This window comes from Microbispora siamensis, assembly GCF_016863095.1.
Classification (GTDB): Bacteria; Actinomycetota; Actinomycetes; order Streptosporangiales; family Streptosporangiaceae; genus Microbispora; species Microbispora siamensis.
Map to the genome: position 1 here is coordinate 108,351 of NZ_BOOF01000009.1, position 16,763 is coordinate 125,113.

The window sequence follows — 16,763 nt, forward strand, 5'->3', positions numbered from 1 at the left end:
TGTTCAGGCGCGCCCGTGACCGGCGCAGGGGGAACCGGCGTCGTCCGAGAGGTGCCTCCGGGCTAGAGTTTGCGCGCGACGCCGCCGAAGCAGGCCACCTCGCGGGGCTCGCCCCACGGGTTGTCCTCCGACCGCCACCGCGACACCGAGACGATGCCGGGTTCGAGCAGTTCCAGGCCGGTGAAGTAGCCCTCGATCTGCTCGGGGCTTCGCGGCGTGTAGGGGGTGGCGCCGCTGCCCGCGTTGTAGCGGCCGAGCGCCTCGACGTACGCCGGGTCGGTGTCGGAGCCGTCGTAGAGCGCGAGATAACTGCCCGAGGGCAGGGCCGCCAGCAGCCGGCTCACGATGTCCCGCGCCTCGTCGTAGTCCGCCACCAGGCCGAGGATGCCCATCAGCATCAGCGCGGTCGGGCGTTCGAAGTCGAGCGTCCTGGCCGCCTCCCGCAGGATGCGGCCGGGGTCGCGCACGTCGGCCTCGATGTAGTCGGTGGCCCCCTCGGGCGTGCTGGTCAGCAGCGCCTGGGCGTGCACCAGCACCAGGGGGTCGTTGTCGACGTAGACGATCCGGGACGCCGGGGCCAGCCGCTGGGCGACCTCGTGGGTGTTGTCGACGGTGGGCAGACCCGTGCCGATGTCCAGGAACTGGCGGATCCCCGCCTCACCGGCGAGGTATCCGACGGTGCGCACGAGCATCTGCCGGGACTGGCGGGCGATGTCCACCATCCCGGGGAAGACGGCGCGGATCCGTTCCCCCGCCTCTCTGTCGACGGGGTAGTGGTCCTTGCCGCCGAGGAAGTAGTTCCAGACGCGAGCCGAGTGCGGCACGCTGCTGTCGATCCTGCGGACGCCGGGATCGTCGGCGGGAGGGGTGTCACTCATGGGGGCCTCGGAGTGGTCGGAACGGAGAGACGACCGCACCCGCGTCAGTGATCTCCGCTCGTGGCAGATCGCGCGTCGCGCCCATCCTTTCCGATCAAGCCCCGGCACGCAACACATCGGCCTGGGTTGAAAGCACGATTACGGTCGCGTTCACCCCGATACCATCCCGTCCCGGAGGCGTCGGCGTACGGCCGGCGCCGGCGAGACCCGTATCGGGGAGGACAGGGATGATCTCGGCTCGACCGGAGGCGGCGACTTCTCCGGACGGACTGCCGGTTCAGCCGCGGGGCGGGCCGACGGTGGTGCGCATGATGCTCGGGGCCCAGCTGCGCCGGCTCCGCGAGGCCAGGAACATCACCCGCGAGCAGGCCGGGCACGCCATCCGCGCCTCCACCTCCAAGATCTGCCGGCTGGAGCTGGGCCGCACCCCCTTCAAACGGCGCGACGTGACCGACCTGCTCACCCTGTACGGCGTCGTCGACAGCGGCGAACGCGAGACGATGCTGGCGCTCGCCGAGCAGGCCGGCACCCCCGGCTGGTGGCACCAGTACAACGACCTGCTGCCCGGCTGGTTCGAGGTCTACGTCGGGCTGGAGGAGGCGGCGGCCACCATCCGCACGTACGAGGTCCAGTTCGTGCACAGCCTGTTGCAGACCGAGGACTACGCGCGCGCGGCGATCCGGCTGCGGCATCGCGGGACGCCCGAGCACGACGTCGAGCGCCGCGTCGGCCTGCGCATGCGGCGTCAGCGGCTCCTGGACCAGGCCGACGGCCCCCGGCTGTGGTCGGTGGTGGACGAGTCGGCGCTGCGCCGTCCCCTGGGCGGCCGGGCCGTGCAGCGCCGCCAGATCGAGCACCTGATCGAGGCCGCCGCGCGTCCGGACGTCACCCTGCAGATCCTGCCCTTCCGGGCCGGTGGTCACCCCGCCGTGGGCGGTCCGTTCACCATCCTGCGGTTCGCCGAGCCCGACCTGCCCGACGTCGTCTACCTCGAACAGCTCAGCAGCGCGCTGTACCTCGACAAGCAGGAGGACGTGGACGACTACACGGCGGTGATGAACGACCTCAGCGTGCAGGCCGAGTCGGCCCGCGACACCGTGACCATGCTGCGCGCGATGCTCCGGGATCTATGAGACGGGGAGCTGTGAGGTCAGCCCCTGCCCAGGTGGGCGAGCAGGCGGTCGAGGGGCCAGGTGTTCACCACGTCGTCCGGGGTGAGCCAGGCCCGCTGCGCGATGCCCACGCCGAACCTCTGGTGGGCCAGATGCGGGACGGCGTGGGAGTCGCTGTCGATGGAGAACTTCACGCCGTGGTGACGCGCGAGCCGTACGAGGTCGGAGGGCAGGTCGGCCCGGTCGGGGTAGGAGTCGATCTCCATGATCGTGCCGGTCCTGGCGGCGGCGCGGAACACCGCGTCCCAGTCCGCGTCCACCGGCGGCCGCTTGCCGATCTTCCGCGTCGTGGGGTGGCCGATGACGTGGACGTGCGGGTTCTCGCACGCCGCGATGAAACGGCGGGTCATCTCCTCCCGCGACTGGGTGAAGTGCGAGTGCACCGACGCGACGCAGACGTCGAATCCGGCCAGCACCTCGGCCGGCCAGTCCACCGAGCCGTCCGGGGCGATGTTCAGCTCGCTGCCGTGCAGCAGCCGCATGTCCGGATATCTCGCCTGCAGCTCGGCGATGCGGGCGCGCTGGGCGAGGGCCTTGTCGAGGGTCATCCGCTGCATGACCAGGTCGGGCGCGTGGTCGGTCACCGCGTAGTAGGAGTAGCCGCGCATCGCGGCGGCGGCCACCATGTCCTCCAGTGAGGCGATCCCGTCGGTGAGGTCGGTGTGGGTGTGCAGGTCGCCCCGCAGGTCGTGCAGCTCGACCAGGCGCGGCAGCTCGCCCCGCAGCGCGGCCTCGACCTCGCCGCCGTCCTCGCGCAGCGCCGGGTGCACCCACGCCATGCCGAGCGCCTGGTAGATCTCCTCCTCGGTCTCGGAGGCGATGAGCCGGTCGCCGTCGAACAGGCCGTACTCCGACAGCTTCCAGCCCTTCTTGACCGCCATCTCCCGGATGCGGACGTTGTGCTCCTTGCTTCCGGTGAAGTAGATCATGGCCGCGCCCCACGACTCGGCGGGGATCAGCCGCAGGTCGACCTGGAGGCCGCGGTCGGTCCTGACCGAGGTCTTGCGCTCGCCCTTCGCGACGATCTCGGTGACGTACGGCTGCCGCGCGAACAGCTCCATCAGGGCGGGGTCGCCGACGGCGAGGATGTCGATGTCGCCGATCGTCTCGCTCATCCGGCGCAGCGACCCGGCGAAGGCGATCCGGTCGGCGGGCAGCGAGGCGATGACTCGCTCCGCGAGATCCGTCGCGATGCCGAGGTGCACCCGATCGCCCGACCGCTCCATGTGCTCGATGCCCTTGAGCAGGTTCTCCTCGGTCTTGGCGCCGAAGCCGCGCAGGCCCTTCAGGCGCCCGGCCCTGATCGCGTCGGCCAGCGCGCCGGGGGAGTCGATGCCGAGCTCCTGGAACAGGAACAGCGCCTTCTTCGGGCCGAGCGAGGGAATCCGGGTCAGCCTGCGCACGCCCTCGGGCACCTTGCCCCGCAGGTCGTCGAGCTGGCGGAAGCTGCCGCGCTGGAGGAACTCCTCGACCTTCTTGGCGATCGCCTCGCCCACGCCCGGGATCGACCGCACGTCGGTCTCTCCGAGATCCCCGGGGAATCCCGCGATCGACTTGGCCGCCTTCTGGTAGCTGCGCACGCGGAAGGCGTCTCCGCCGTTCAGCGCGAAAAGCTCGGCGTACTCCTGCAGCGCCGCGGCTGCCTCGTCATTGGCCCGTCCCATCAGAACCTCTGCAGGGGACCGGCGCCTTCAGACGACGGGGGAACGCCGTCCCTGACTGTTCTTCTCTCTGGGCTCATTGCGGATGCCTTTCACCTGCGGTTGGACAGACAGTGCTGTGATAATGATCGTGTGACTCGCCAGGTCCGCACCTACCCCGGCACGGGATACAACCTCGGGTGCCACGTCGTGCGGTGCCCGAAGTACCGCCGCCCGGTCCTCGGTGGCCGGGTGAAGGCGCGCCTGGAGGAGCTGATGCGCGCCAAGGCGAGCGAACGGCTGGGAGATCGTGGCGCTTGAGGTGATGCCCGACCGCGAGCTGTTGTTCGTCAAGTCGCGCAAAAGCTCGCCGTCGTACGCGGCCAACCAGTTCAAGGGCTTCAACTCCCACCACCTGCGCGCCGAGTTCGCCCGCCTGCGCTCGCAGTTGCCCACGTTGTGGTCGAGGTCCTCCTTTGTGGCCACCGTCGGCGCGGTGCCAGCCGAGACGGTGCAGCGGTACATCCAGACGCAGTACGAGCGCCTTCCCAAGGGAGGCGGCCGTGCGTAGGTCGTACAAGTTCCTGCTGCGCCCCACGGCCAAGCAGGCTGCCGCGCTCGCCGCCTGCCTGGAAGATCACCGGCAGCTTTACAACGCCGCCTTGGAGCACCGGCGGACCGCCTATCGCAAGGCGGGTGTGACGGTTCGGTACGGCGACCAGTCGGCGGACCTCAAGCACATCCGCGCCGATGACGCCGAGGGTCAGGGCCAGTGGTCGTTCTCCTCCCAGCAGGCCACGCTGCGGCGGTTGGACAAGGCGTTCCGTGCGTTCTTCGCCCGGGTCCATGAGGGGCGCGTGCCTGGTTTCCCCCGTTTCAAGGGGCGCGGCTGGTTCGACACCGTGGAATGGCCCAAGGACGGCGACGGCTGCCGGTGGGACTCCCAGTCCGAGCACCCCACGGCGACGTTCGTCCGCCTTCAGGGCATCGGCCACGTGCGGGTGCATCAGCACCGCCCCGTCAAGGGCCGGGTGAAGACGATCAGCGTCAAGCGGGAAGGCGCCCGCTGGTATGTGATCCTTTCCTGTGACGACGTACCCGCCGAGCCGCTTCGGCAGACGGGCGCAGCCGTCGGCCTGGACATGGGCGTAGCGTCGCTGGCCACGACCAGTGACGGCGATCACCTGGACAACCCGCGCCACCTGGCCGGGTCCGCCGGCCGCCTCGTCCGCGGCTACGACGTGATCGTGCATGAGGATCTGCGGATCGCGAACATGACCCGCAGTGCGTCCGGCACGGTCGAGCAGCCCGGCCGGAACGTCGCACAGAAGTCCGGCCTCAACCGAAGCATCCTCGACGCGGGTTGGGGGGTGTTCCTGCAGGTCCTCGCGCACAAGGCTGAAAGCGCCGGTCGTGAATTGATCGCGGTGAACCCTGTCAACACCTCCCGCACGTGCGCCCGATGCGGCCGCGTCGCGAAGGAGAACCGTGTCACCCAAGCTGCCTTCCGCTGCATGGTGTGCGGGCATACCGCGCACGCCGACGTGAACGCGGCCAAGAACATTCTCAGGGCAGGGCTTGCCCTTCGCGACGCTGCGGAAGCGGCCCAGCGAGAAGCCGCTCCCTTCAGGGAGCGGAGGAGTCACGGGTCTCAGGGTAGGAGAAGCGGCAGCGCGCGTTCGAACGAACGTATCCAGTACGGCCAGGTGTGGGTGCCGTTTCCGTAGAAATCCGTCGTCACCGGCACCCCGGCCTTCTCCGCGGCCTTGGCGAAGTCGAGGTTCTGCCGCATGATCGCGGCCTCGGTGCGATCGGCCGGGCCGTCCCCGTGGTCCAGCGGGCCGGGCTCGCCGTCGCCCGAGGACGCGTAGAGGCGCACGCCCTTCAGCCGCCCGACGAGGTCGGCGGGATTGTGCTCCGGCCAGGCGCTCGGGTCGCCCCACAGGTCCTCGGTGTCCACGCCGTTGTCCGCCATGAACGCCCGGTATCCGGGGACGTCCTCGCGAGTGTCGAGCACCCCGGAGAACGACGCCGCGGCCTCGAACACACCCGGATGCCGGGCGGCGTAGACGAACGCGCCGAGGCCGCCCATGGAGAAACCGGCGACCGCGCGGCGCGTCCCGACGCCGTACCGCGGCTCGACCAGGCGGGGCACCTCGGTCATGTGGAACGTCTCCCAGGCGGGGCCGTCGCGCCAGTCGGCGTACCAGCCCATCGAACCGCCCTCGGGGACGATGACGACGGCGTCGAGGCGGGCGGTCAGCCGGGCCACCTCGCCTGTCCTGAGCCAGTCCCAGCCGCCGCCGGCGCAGCAGCCGTGCAGCAGGTACAGCGCGCGCCAGCCGGTGGAACCCGGCTTCCACGCCTCAGGCTTCAGCACCCACACCGAGCGCCGCCCGCCCGCGGCCGGGGAGTCGATCACGAGTCTGTCCGTCCGTCCGTCCACGGCCTCCTGGGAGACGACCGTGGCCGCGGCCGGGGAACGGACGGGCGGCGGCGCCGCGGACTCGGCCGTGCCCTGGCAGCCGGTCACCATGGCGACGAGCACGAGCCACGTCAGGATCTTCTTCACCAGAGCTGAATGTCATACCGATCAACCCTCGTCAACCCTGGAAAAGGGCTCCGCGTAGGCGAAAGGCCCGGCCGGCGGCGGGACCGGCCGCTCGAACACCCGGACCTGGAAGAACTCGCCCCACCCCGGGTCCGGCGCCGTCACGCCGTACGTCTCGGAGTGCTCGAAGCCGAAGCGCGCGTAGTAGGCGGGGCTGCCCACCAGCGCGACCAGCGGCTCCCCGAGCGCCTCGGCCGCCCCGAGCACGGCGTGCACGAGCGCCGAGCCCACGCCCCGCCGCTGGTGGGCGGGGTGCACGGCCAGCGGGCCGAGCCCGAGCACGGGCACGGTCCCCACGTGGGCCCTCGTGCAGACGACGTGCCCCGCGATCCCGCCGTCCGGCGCCGGTGCGACGAGCGACAGCTCCGGCAGCCAGCCGGGGTCGGCGCGCAGTTCGTCGAGCAACGTCACCTCGACCGGCAGTCCGTCCGGCCGGTCGGGGTTGCGGGCCGCCTCGTAGGGCGCGAAGGCGGCGGCGACGACCGCGCGGACGGCCTCGACGTCGCCGGGGTTCTCCCGTCGGATCAGCATCCGCCCAGCCTGCCGCCCGTCCCCGCGACCCGGCAACGAGTTAACGGGCCGAGCCCGGGGGAGAGCGGATCGGAACGCGCGGTCGTGAGCTTCTTCGCGCGACCGAGGCGAAATTTGGCGATAAGTGACCGCATCGCCGCTACAAAAGCCACATTTGACGCTTTGTGAGCGGATTGGCGTGAAATTCGAAATTTCGGGCTCGGCTGGATGCGGGCCGGGGGCGGCCGACCGATGATCGGCCGCCTGGCTTGACCGGGCCCCGGTAGGCGAATACCGTCTCTCCGAAAATTACTATAAAAATCATGAAAGTTTCGGTGGCGGTTCGCGGACACACCATCTCGTCGTGGTCACGGGGCCGCTGATGTTTCCCCCCTGTCGACTGAGAGACAACAGCAAGGAGCACTCATGCCAGAGCTGACGGACCCCGAGCCGGTCGCCAAGCCCGTCCCGCAGATCAACACCACGGTTCCGCATCCGGCCCGGATATACGACTACCTGCTGGGCGGCAAGGACAACTTCGCGGCCGACCGTGAGGCGGCCGAACACCTCCTGAAAGTTTCGCCGGGTACTCGTGAGGGCGTTCGCGCCCACCGCGCCTTCCTCCGCCGGGCGGTGCACCATCTCGCCGCCGAGGCGGGAATGACGCAGTTCCTCGACATCGGCACGGGCATCCCCACTCAGGGCAACACCCACGAGATCGCTCAGCAGGCCAACCCCGAGGCCCGGGTGGCGTACGTGGACAACGACCCCATCGTCCTGGTGCACGGCCGTGCTCTGCTGAGCGGCAGCGCCAAGGGGATGACCTCGGTGATCGAGGCCGACATGCGGCAGCCGGAGAAGATCCTGTCCCACCCGGAGGTCCGGGCCGTGATCGACTTCGACCGTCCGGTGGCCGTCATCATGGCGGGCGTCCTGCACTTCGTCACCGACGAGGAGGACCCGTACGGCCTGGTCGAGACCTTCAAGGCCGCCGTGCCCTCGGGCAGCCGTCTGCTGCTGTCGCACATCACGCTCGACTTCGCCCCCCAGGTGCGCGAGGAGGAGTTCACCAAGCCGTACGACAACAGCACCGCGCCCATGGTGCCCCGCACCCTCGACCAGGTGCTGCGGTTCTTCGAGGGCTGGCAGGTGATCGATCCCGGCGTGGTCGAGGTGGTGCGCTGGCGGCCTGACGAGCACGAAGGCCGGGAGCGCATTCCCGGGGGTCACGCCTGGGCCTACGGCGCCGTCGCGGCGAAGCCCTGACCGGGGAACGACGAGGCAGGGGGCGGTCCCATGCGCGGCGACCGCGCCGATGAGTGGCGATGGCCTCCGGTGCGGCGGGTCGCGCGCACCGGAGGCCATCGCTTGCTAGAGGGGAAGGGTCAGCAGGTGGAGCCGGCCTGGGTCGGCGGCCCCGCCGACCTCACTGCGTGAAGGTCCACTTCTGGTTGTTCCCGCCCCAGCAGGAGTACAGCTGGATCTGGGTGCCGTTGCCGGTGCCCTGCCCGACGGCGTCCAGGCACAGGTTCGACTGTACGCCGACGATGGTCCCGTCCGAGTTGAGGCGCCACTTCTGGTTGTCGCCGCCCCAGCAGGAGTAGATCTGGACCTTGGCGCCGTTGCCGGTGCCGGCGGCGTCCAGGCACTTGTTGCCGTACACCCGGAGCTCCTGCGCGGAGGTGTAGGTCCAGGTCTGGTTGGTCTGGCCGTTGCAGTCCCAGATCTGCACCTGGGTGCCGTCGGTGGTGCTGGCGTTGGGCACGTCGAGGCAGCGGCCTGAGCCGACGTTCCTGATCGGCCCGGTACCGTTCCCGCCACCGGGGGTGGGTGAGGTGCCGGGGCTCGGCGAGGTGCCGGGGCTGGGCGAGGTGCTCGGCGTGGCGGCGTTGAGGGCGTTCAGCACCGAGGTGTAGGCGGCCTTCTTGTTGCCGTTGCTGTCGAACAGCAGCGGGCTGGTGTTCGCACCGAGCCACGAGTCGCTGTCGCGCACGCCCCAGACGGTGATACCGATGCAGCGCGGCACGGCCAGGCAGTCGTTGACCACGTTGGCGTAGGTGGTGGCCGAGCCGCCCTGGATGTCCAGCTCGGTGATGGCCACGTCGACGCCAAGGGCGGCGAAGTTCTGCAGGGTCTGGCGGTAGTTGGAGGGGTAGGGGCTGTTGCTGTTGAAGTGGGACTGGAAGCCGACGCAGTCGATCGGCACGCCGCGGGCCTTGAAGTCCTTGACCATGTTGTAGACGCCCTGGGTCTTGGCCCAGGTCCAGTTGTCGGTGTTGTAGTCGTTGTAGCACAGCTTGGCGGCCGGGTCGGCGGCGCGCGCGGTGCGGAAGGCGACCTCGATCCAGTCGTTGCCGGTGCGCTGGAGGTTGGAGTCGCGCCGGCCGCCGCTGCTGTCGTCGTAGGCCTCGTTGACCACGTCCCAGTAGGGGATCTTGCCCTCGTAGTGGGCCATCACGCCGTTGATGTGGTTGATCATCGCCTGGCGCAGCGCGCTGCCGGACAGGGACTGCATCCAGCCGGGCTGCTGGGAGTGCCAGGCCAGCGTGTGCCCGCGCACCTGCTTGCCGTTCTGCGTCGCCCAGTCGTAGATCCGGTCGGCGTTGGTGAAGTTGAACTGGCCCTGGTTGGGCTCGGTGGCGTCGATCTTCATCTCGTTCTCGGCCGTCACCATGTTGAACTCACGGTTCGCGATCGTGGTGTACGCCGAGTCGCCGAGTTTGCCGGCGGCGATGGCGGTGCCGAAGTAGCGGCCGGTCTGCGCGGCCGCCGCGCCCAGCGTGCTCGCCGCGGCGTCGGCGGGGACCGTCACCGCCACCACTGCCGTGGCCGCGCTGAGCACGCCGAGAGCGCCGGCGACCAGGGCCCGGCGCAGCCGGGTTCGGGGCGGGGGCATGACGTTTTCGCCCATGTCTGAGCCTCCATAACTGAATCACCAAAGGGAACGCGGGAGTTCCCGTGAGATCGACGCCGCGCCTCGGCACTCGAGGGCGCACACCACCAGGGCGTCGTGATCGGCGGCCCCCCTGCCGTGCACCACCACTTGGGAGCGGGGGACCGCCTTGGAGGATCAGTGTGGAAACCTCCCCGAAACTTGTCAAGACGTTGGTGGAAACTTTCGGCCCACCTGGCCATGAGGGATGAGAAAAATCGGTTCAGCAGGCGGCATCTGCGGTCCGAAAGTTTCGTCAGTGTGTGACTGAGGAGGGGATGAAAGTTTCACCGCATGGTCCTCCCCGATTCCATGGGCCATCGCGATAACGCCCGCTTGGGCCACCACCCGACCCCAACCGGCGACGCGAACACGTTCCGGACCATTGACAGCGGCTCGCTGTCTCGTATTGGCTCCGCCCCACACCACTCCGAGCACCCCGATGGAGAGGAGAGGCCATCAGGAGACGGATTGTGAACGCTAACAGCAACGGCGTTCCAGCGGCCGGCAGCCGAATCCGGGCCGCCGGTCCGGGACGACGCCCGGCCGATGCGCGGGCACCTCGATCACCGATCGGCGGTGCCGGGGAGGAGGGCGGTGGCACTACCCTGCCAGGGTGAGCGTGGAAGTATCCGTGGTGGTCCGCTATCGCAAGGCCGTGACGTACGGCGTGAACGCGCTGCTCGGCGCGCTGGAGACCGCGAAGGCCGAGTGCGATCTGCGGCTCGGGACCACACCCGAGGAGGTCGCGGAGCACATCGCGGCCAGCCCCGCGGACCGTGTCCTGGTCCTCTGGTCGTTCTACTCGCCGGACGCCGAGGCGATGGCCGCCGAGCTGGCCACCGTACGGGCCCTCGCCGACGACCCGCGCGTTCTGCACATCGCCGGCGGGGTGCACGCCACCGCCGAGCCGCAGCAGGTCATCGACGCCGGCTGGGACCTCGCCGCCATCGGTGAGGGCGAGCCGACGATCGTCGCCCTGGTCGAGGCGCTGCGCGCGGACCGGCCGCTCACCACCGTGCCCGGGCTGGCGGTGCGCGACGACGACGGGACGGCGCTGCGCACGCCGCCGGCGCCGCAGTTACCGCTGGACGCCTTTCCGTCCTTCCCCGACCGGCGCCGCCATTTCGGGCCCATCGAGATCACGCGGGGCTGCGTCTACACGTGCCGCTTCTGCCAGACGCCCTTCATGTTCGGCGGCAGGTTCCGGCATCGCAGCGTGGACAGCGTGCGCGAGCACGTCCGCCGGATGGCCGCCCACGGCCTGCGCGACGTCCGCTTCATCACCCCCACCTCCCTCTCGTACGGCACACAGGGGCCGGAGCCGGCGCTGGACGCGGTGGAGGAACTGCTCGCGGGCGTGAAGGAGGAACTGCCCGCGAACGGGAGGGTGTTCTTCGGCAGCTTCCCATCCGAGATCCGCCCCGAGCACGTGACGCCGGAGGCGATGCGGCTGCTCAAGCGATACGTGGCGAACGACAACATCATCATCGGCGCGCAGTCGGGCTCCGACCGCGTGCTGGCGGCGGCCGGTCGCGGCCACGGCAGCGAACCGGTGCGCGACGCCGTGCGGATCGCCGTGGAGCACGACTTCCGCCCGAACGTCGACTTCATCTTCGGGCTGCCCGGCGAATCACCCGAGGACCAGGACGCGTCCCTGCGGCTCGCCGCCGACCTCGCCGATCTCGGGGCGCGCATCCACACCCACACGTTCATGCCGCTGCCCGGCACGCCGTGGCGGGACGCCGAACCCGCGTTCATCCCGCTCGCCACGATGCGTGAGCTGGACCGGCTCGCGCAGCGCGGCGACGCCTACGGGCACTGGCGCAAGCAGGCCGAGCACGCCACGCGGCTGGCCGAGGCGGCCAAGGCGTACCCGCGCCGGGCCCGGCGCCGCCGCACCACCGACCGCTGACGTCCCCGCTCGCCGAGCCCTTTCCCGGGCCCGGCGAGCGTGGGGCCTCGCGATCAGAACTGCTGCGCCCGGGCCTGGTACGGCTCCTCCAGGAAGGCGATCTCCTCGTCGGTGAGCTTCAGCTCGACCGCGGCGAGGGCGTCGTCCACGTGGTGCGCCTTGGTCGCGCCGACGATCGGAGCGGTCACGCCCGGGCGGCTGAGCAGCCACGCGAGGGAGAGGGTCGCGGGGGAGACGCCCCGCTCCCCGGCGGTGCGCGCCACCCGCTCCAGGATCGCCTCGTCGGCGGGCCCGCCGTACAACTGCTCCTGCCTGGCGCCGTCGCCGACCTGCCGTACGGTGTCGGCGGGCTTGCCCGCGCGGGCGAGCAGGCCGCGCGCGAGCGGGCTCCACGGAATGAGCCCCACTCCCTGGTCGAGGCACTGCGGGATCATCTCCCGCTCCTCCTCGCGGTGCAGCAGGTTGTAGTGGTTCTGCATCGAGACGAACCGGGTCCAGCCGTGCCTGTCGGCGGCGTGCTGGGCCTTGGCGAACTGCCACGCCCACATGCTGGAGGCGCCGATGTAGCGGGCCTTGCCGGCCCGGACGATGTCGTCGAGCGCCTCCATGGTCTCTTCGATCGGCGTCTCGTCGTCCCACCGGTGGATCTGGTACAGGTCCACGTAGTCGGTGCCGAGGCGGGCGAGTGAGGCGTCGATGGCCGACATGACGTGCTTGCGGGACAGGCCGTAGTCGTTGCGGCCCTCGCCCATCGGGAAGTAGACCTTGGTGGCGAGCACGTAGTCGTCGCGCCGAGGGAAGATCTTGCGCAGCAGCCGCCCGGTGACCTCCTCGCTGACGCCTCCCGAGTAGACGTCGGCGGTGTCGAAGAAGGTCACGCCGCCCTCGGCAGCCTTGCGCACGATGGGCTCGGCCTGCTCCTCGTCCAGGACCCAGCCGCCCCACTTGGCCGGTTCGCCGTAGCTCATCATGCCCAGGCAGATCCTGCTGACCTTCATACCCGTGGTGCCAAGTCGTCGGTATTCCATGCCAGCACCCTATTTCCCCCATCGTCTCGCCCGGCGGGTGAGTCACCAGCGCAGCGCGGTGAAGTCGATCGGCCGGGGTGAGAGTCGCCCGGTACGACCGGCCAGGTCGTGCAGCCGACGGCTGAACTCGTCGGCAGGCAGCCGCTTGCGGTCGCCGTGGCCGGGCAGCAGCCATTCGAAGCGCACCCGCGGTGCCGTACGGGCCAGCGACGCGGCCAGTTCCGTGATGGAGTACCAGGTGACCGACTCGGCGACGGCGATGTCGCCGCCGGTGCGGGACCAGTAGAAACTGTCACCGCTGAAGCAGTAGGTCTCGTCGGCGAGGTACAGCACGCTGCCCTCGGTGTGTCCGGGCAGCGGATGCGCTGTCACGCCGTCGGCGATCTCGATCGGCTCGGTGCCCCGGAGAAGGCGGTCGGCGTCCGGCGCGGCGGCGAGGTCTCCTTCGTGGATCCACAGGCGGGCGCCGAACCGGTCGGCGTATTCGCGGCCGTGCGCCGCGTGGTCGCGATGCGTGAGCAGCACGTCGGTGACCGGACCGAGGGCCGCGTATCTGGCGGCCAGGTCGGAACTCCAGCGCGGCGTGTCGATCATCATGAGGTTTCCGGCGGGCCGGCGCAGCAGGTAGGAGTTCGCGCCGGCGGTGTGCCGCGAGTTGTGCCCGCACAGGTGCACGTGCTCGGTAAGGCGCAGGGGGAAGGGATCGAACGCCGGGTCCGGCCCGCGCGTTCCGCGCCGGATGGACCGGGTGTGACACGCGAAAGCCGCGGCGTACAGCGCCCTTTCCTCCGCGTCGGTGCGCGGCTGGCGGACGACCGAGGAGCGGCCCTCGACCTCCGCGACCAGTGCCGGTGCGAGCTGCCGGGCCACGTCGCAGTTGGTGCAGCGGTGATCGACGTGCCAGGCGGCGTCGGGCGAGTGCTCGTTCATGACGTGGTCCCTCCGCGCAAACCGGTGAAATTCGGCGACCAATTGAGTATCACGCGCTCTGCAGGAGAACAAATCAAAGAATGCTGTTGACTTTTCTGGAGAAAGTCGCTCTCGGGCGCCTCTTTCGTGTGCGGTTGACAATCTCGAAAATAGTTCTCTGTCTGCCGTTCGCGGGTAAGTGAATCGTCATGATGCGCACAGTTGACTCGCCGGGGCGTTCTTGCTGACATGGTCGCCATGGAGATCGTCGGGATGACCGAGGAGTACGCGGCGGACATCGTCACGTGGCGTTACCCTCCGCCGTACGACTGCTATGACCTTGTGGGCGCGGATCCGGCCTTTTTCACGGATTCCCGGAACGGATACTTCGCACTCGTGAACGAGGGCAGACTCATTGGATTCCGGGTGTTCGGCGCTGACGGCCGTGTGCCGGGTGGCGAGTACGACGAGTCGGCGCTCGACACGGGCGGGGGGCTACGTCCCGAACTGACGGGTCGTGGCCTGGGCAGGCGGGCGATCGCGACCGGCCTGGAGTACGGGGCCGCACGTTTCAGGCCCGCGGCCTTCCGGGCGACTGTGGCCGGCTTCAACATCCGAGCCCAGCGGGTCCTTCAGGGACTGGGGTTCGTGCCGAGCGCGACGTTCGACGCCACCACGGACGGCCGCCGCTTCGTCATCCTGACCCGCCGACAGTCGTAGGGAGTGCATCCGGAGGAGGGGTGTTCGTCCGACAGGGCCGAGCGGTGGTGGGCTGCTTCGGTTGAAGACAGACGCAAGGCCGCCTCTAGAATCTTGTTCCATGGCGATGTACGTCCCCCTCGGCCAGGGCCGATACCAGGCGACAGAGCACACGCAGGGGCCGTGGGACCCACGGCATCAGCACATGGGACCCGTCACCGCGCTGCTGGTGCACGAGCTCGCCCGCGTCACCGGCCGCTCCTCCGGCCTTCCTCTGGCCCGGCTGGCGGTGGACGTGTTCGCCCCCGTTCCGGTGGCGGAGCTGGAGGTGCGCACCGAAATGATCAGGGACGGCAGGCGCGTGCAGTGCCTCGGCGCCTCCGTCACCTCCGGCGGGCGTGAGCTGGTCAGGGCGACCGCGTGGCGTATCAGGGAGGCCGGCAGCCCGGCGAGCGAGGCCGCGCCGCCGCCCGCGCCGGTTCCGCCGCCGGCCCCGGACGACGCGGAGTCGTGGATCGCGCGGGGCTTCGGGTATGGCAGGGCCACGGACTGGCGGTTCGTCAAGGGCTCCCCGGACGAGGCCGGGCCCGCCGTCGCGTGGGGCAGGGCCCGGGTGCCGCTCGTGGAGGGCGAGGAGATCACGCCGCTGGAACGGCTCGCGATGTTCGCCGACAGCGGCAACGGCATCAGCGGAGTCCTGGACTTCGACGCCTACCTGTTCGCCAACGTTGATCTCACGATCTCGCTGTTCCGCGCCCCGGAGGGGGAGTGGATCTGCCTGGACGCGGCCACGACGATCGGTCCACGTGGACGCGGGCTGACCCGCACCACGCTGTTCGACCAGTCCGGCGAGGTCGGCACGGCCACGCAGACGCTGTTCGTCGAGCCCCGGACCACCTGATCCCGTAGCGTCAGGCGGCCGTACAGGTGATGGGCGACGGCACCTCGACGGTGCCACCCGACCAGCCGACCGCGAAGTCCAGCGTCACCGACGCGCCCGGCGGCAGCGCGCCGTTCCAGGGTTGGTTGGTGACGGTCACCGTGGCTCCCGGCGGGGTGTAGCCGCCGTCCCACATCTGCACGTAGCTCAGGCCGTTGGGGACCTTGAAGGTGACGGTCCACGAGGAGATGGGCAGCGTTCCGGTGTTCCGCACCGTCAGCTCGCCCCGGGAGGCCGCCGTCCACGTGAGGATGAACCGGATCGTCGCTTCGCACGAGCGTGTCCCCGGGGATGGCGACGGGCTCGGCGAGGGTGAGGCGCTGAGCGACGGTGAGGGGGACGGGCCGGAGGACGGCCACGGGCTGCCGACGGGTGGGATCCGGATGATCCGGTCGTCGGGGAACGGCGTCCACGGGCCGTTTCCGGGGACCGTCCCGGTGCCGTCGTGGTTGCTCGTCGTCACCCAGAGCCAGCCGTCCGGACCGAGGGCCACGGTGCGCAGCCGTCCGTACTTCCCCTGGAGCTCGGCTACCGGGGTGCCCACCGTGCCGCTCGCGGCCGGCACCGCCCACACCCGCGTCCCGCGCAGGGCCGCGGCGAAGAGCGTGCCGTTGGCGTAAGCGAGGCCGCTGGGCGACGCGTCGGCCGGGCGCCAGGTCACGAGCGGGTCGCGCCAGCGGGTGTCGCCGCATACGCCCTGGCAGGCCGGCCAGCCGTAGTTGCCGCGCGGGACGATGTAGTTGAGTTCGTCCCAGGCGTCCTCGCCGAACTCCGTGGCGTACAGCCGGCCGGCCGTGTCCCAGGCGAGTCCCTGCACGTTGCGGTGGCCGTAGCTGTAGACCGGCAGGCCGGGAAACGGGTTGTCCGGAGGGACCGTGCCGTCGGGCCTGATGCGCAGGATCTTGCCGGCCAGGCTGCCCGGGTTCTGCGCGTTCTCGCGGACTCCGGCGTCGCCGGTGGCGACGTACAGCATGCCGTCGGGGCCGAACGCGATCCGCCCGCCGTTGCCGGACTGGGCGCGGGGAATGCCGCTGAGGACGACCTGCTGCACGTCGGGGTAGTTCCACCGGAACCGGACCACGCGGTTGTCGGAGGCGGTGGTGAAGTAGACGTAGACGAACTGGTCCTGCACGAAGGTGGGGGACAGGGCGATGCCGAGCAGGCCGCCGTCGCCCGTCGCCGACACGTTCCTGATGGTGGTCACCCGCGCGGGCGTGTATCCCGGGGACACCCGCATGATGTTCGCCGTGCCGCGTTCGGTCACGAGGGCGGTGCCGTCGGGCAGGAAGGCCATCCCCCAGGGGGTCAGCAGCCCCGTCACGGCGACCTGTGCCCGGGTGAAGTCGAACCCGCCGGTGGCCGCTCCCGCGGGGGCCGGCCGGGTCACGACGAGCGCCGCGACGGCGGTCACGGCGCAGAGGACGGTCGCGAGTGCCGCGGACAGGCGCTTGGGCATCACACGCTCCCGGGAGGGGACGGGCTACCGGCTCGTCACCCATCGAAAGCGTCCGCCACGGCCGAGGCAATCG

16 protein-coding genes are annotated in these 16,763 nt (G+C 70.3%); 8 read left to right on the forward strand and 8 right to left on the reverse strand.

Annotated features, from left to right (window positions below; genetic code table 11):
* Positions 1–62: 62 nt before the first annotated feature.
* Positions 63–878, reverse strand: coding sequence for an SAM-dependent methyltransferase (locus Msi02_RS10410; RefSeq protein ID WP_204048146.1), 816 nt, complete (start codon positions 876–878; stop codon positions 63–65).
* 227 nt (positions 879–1,105) lie between these two features.
* Between Msi02_RS10410 and Msi02_RS10415 the strand changes: the two genes are divergently transcribed.
* Positions 1,106–2,011 carry a Sco1979 family transcriptional regulator gene (locus Msi02_RS10415; protein WP_204048147.1) on the forward strand — a complete coding sequence of 302 codons (906 nt, stop codon included), beginning with the start codon at positions 1,106–1,108 and terminating at the stop codon, positions 2,009–2,011.
* A 17-nt stretch (positions 2,012–2,028) separates the two neighbouring features.
* Here the strand turns inward: Msi02_RS10415 and polX are convergent, their stop codons facing one another.
* Entirely contained in the window at positions 2,029–3,714 is a 1,686-nt protein-coding gene (polX, locus tag Msi02_RS10420; protein ID WP_204048148.1) for a DNA polymerase/3'-5' exonuclease PolX, read from the reverse strand.
* 129 nt (positions 3,715–3,843) lie between these two features.
* Between polX and Msi02_RS44480 the strand changes: the two genes are divergently transcribed.
* Genes Msi02_RS44480 through Msi02_RS10430 form a run of 3 tightly spaced genes read left to right on the forward strand, consistent with a single transcriptional unit; the run spans position 3,844 to position 5,417 of the window.
* Complete coding sequence (locus Msi02_RS44480; protein WP_373308257.1) at positions 3,844–4,011, forward strand: transposase; 168 nt, start codon at positions 3,844–3,846, stop codon at positions 4,009–4,011.
* Positions 4,001–4,261, forward strand: coding sequence for a transposase (locus tag Msi02_RS44485; protein WP_373308258.1), 261 nt, complete (start codon positions 4,001–4,003; stop codon positions 4,259–4,261). The genes Msi02_RS44480 and Msi02_RS44485 overlap by 11 nt, the downstream gene beginning before the upstream one ends.
* Entirely contained in the window at positions 4,254–5,417 is a 1,164-nt protein-coding gene (locus tag Msi02_RS10430; RefSeq protein ID WP_239108280.1) for an RNA-guided endonuclease InsQ/TnpB family protein, read from the forward strand. The genes Msi02_RS44485 and Msi02_RS10430 overlap by 8 nt, the downstream gene beginning before the upstream one ends.
* Here Msi02_RS10430 and Msi02_RS10435 read toward each other — a convergent pair.
* Positions 5,342–6,262, reverse strand: coding sequence for an alpha/beta hydrolase (locus Msi02_RS10435; protein WP_204048149.1), 921 nt, complete (start codon positions 6,260–6,262; stop codon positions 5,342–5,344). The genes Msi02_RS10430 and Msi02_RS10435 overlap by 76 nt on opposite strands.
* 21 nt (positions 6,263–6,283) lie before the next feature.
* Positions 6,284–6,832, reverse strand: a complete 549-nt coding sequence (locus Msi02_RS10440; protein ID WP_204048150.1) for a GNAT family N-acetyltransferase — start codon at positions 6,830–6,832, stop codon at positions 6,284–6,286.
* A 405-nt stretch (positions 6,833–7,237) separates the two neighbouring features.
* Between Msi02_RS10440 and Msi02_RS10445 the strand changes: the two genes are divergently transcribed.
* Positions 7,238–8,077 (forward strand): SAM-dependent methyltransferase, encoded by an 840-nt coding sequence (locus Msi02_RS10445; protein ID WP_079317612.1) that lies wholly within the window; start codon positions 7,238–7,240, stop codon positions 8,075–8,077.
* A gap of 160 nt (positions 8,078–8,237) precedes the next feature.
* Here Msi02_RS10445 and Msi02_RS10450 read toward each other — a convergent pair whose 3' ends face one another.
* Positions 8,238–9,722, reverse strand: coding sequence for an endo-1,4-beta-xylanase (locus Msi02_RS10450; RefSeq protein ID WP_204048151.1), 1,485 nt, complete (start codon positions 9,720–9,722; stop codon positions 8,238–8,240).
* A 637-nt stretch (positions 9,723–10,359) separates the two neighbouring features.
* On the opposite strand from Msi02_RS10450, the gene Msi02_RS10455 reads away from it, so the two are divergent.
* Positions 10,360–11,658, forward strand: a complete 1,299-nt coding sequence (locus Msi02_RS10455; RefSeq protein WP_204048152.1) for a TIGR04013 family B12-binding domain/radical SAM domain-containing protein — start codon at positions 10,360–10,362, stop codon at positions 11,656–11,658.
* 53 nt (positions 11,659–11,711) lie between these two features.
* Here the strand turns inward: Msi02_RS10455 and Msi02_RS10460 are convergent, their stop codons facing one another.
* A complete protein-coding gene (locus Msi02_RS10460; RefSeq protein ID WP_204048153.1) occupies positions 11,712–12,686 on the reverse strand; it encodes an aldo/keto reductase in 975 nt (324 codons plus the stop codon).
* 42 nt (positions 12,687–12,728) lie between these two features.
* Positions 12,729–13,616: an MBL fold metallo-hydrolase gene (locus tag Msi02_RS10465; protein ID WP_204048154.1), complete on the reverse strand. Its 888-nt coding sequence runs from the start codon at positions 13,614–13,616 to the stop codon at positions 12,729–12,731.
* A gap of 237 nt (positions 13,617–13,853) precedes the next feature.
* Between Msi02_RS10465 and Msi02_RS10470 the strand changes: the two genes are divergently transcribed.
* On the forward strand, positions 13,854–14,315 hold the full coding sequence (locus Msi02_RS10470; RefSeq protein ID WP_204048155.1) for a GNAT family N-acetyltransferase: 462 nt from the start codon (positions 13,854–13,856) through the stop codon (positions 14,313–14,315).
* 100 nt (positions 14,316–14,415) lie between these two features.
* Positions 14,416–15,195, forward strand: coding sequence for a thioesterase family protein (locus Msi02_RS10475; protein ID WP_079321015.1), 780 nt, complete (start codon positions 14,416–14,418; stop codon positions 15,193–15,195).
* 10 nt (positions 15,196–15,205) lie between these two features.
* Here the strand turns inward: Msi02_RS10475 and Msi02_RS10480 are convergent, their stop codons facing one another.
* Positions 15,206–16,690: a PQQ-dependent sugar dehydrogenase gene (locus Msi02_RS10480; RefSeq protein ID WP_204048156.1), complete on the reverse strand. Its 1,485-nt coding sequence runs from the start codon at positions 16,688–16,690 to the stop codon at positions 15,206–15,208.
* Between the last annotated feature and the right edge of the window lie 73 nt (positions 16,691–16,763).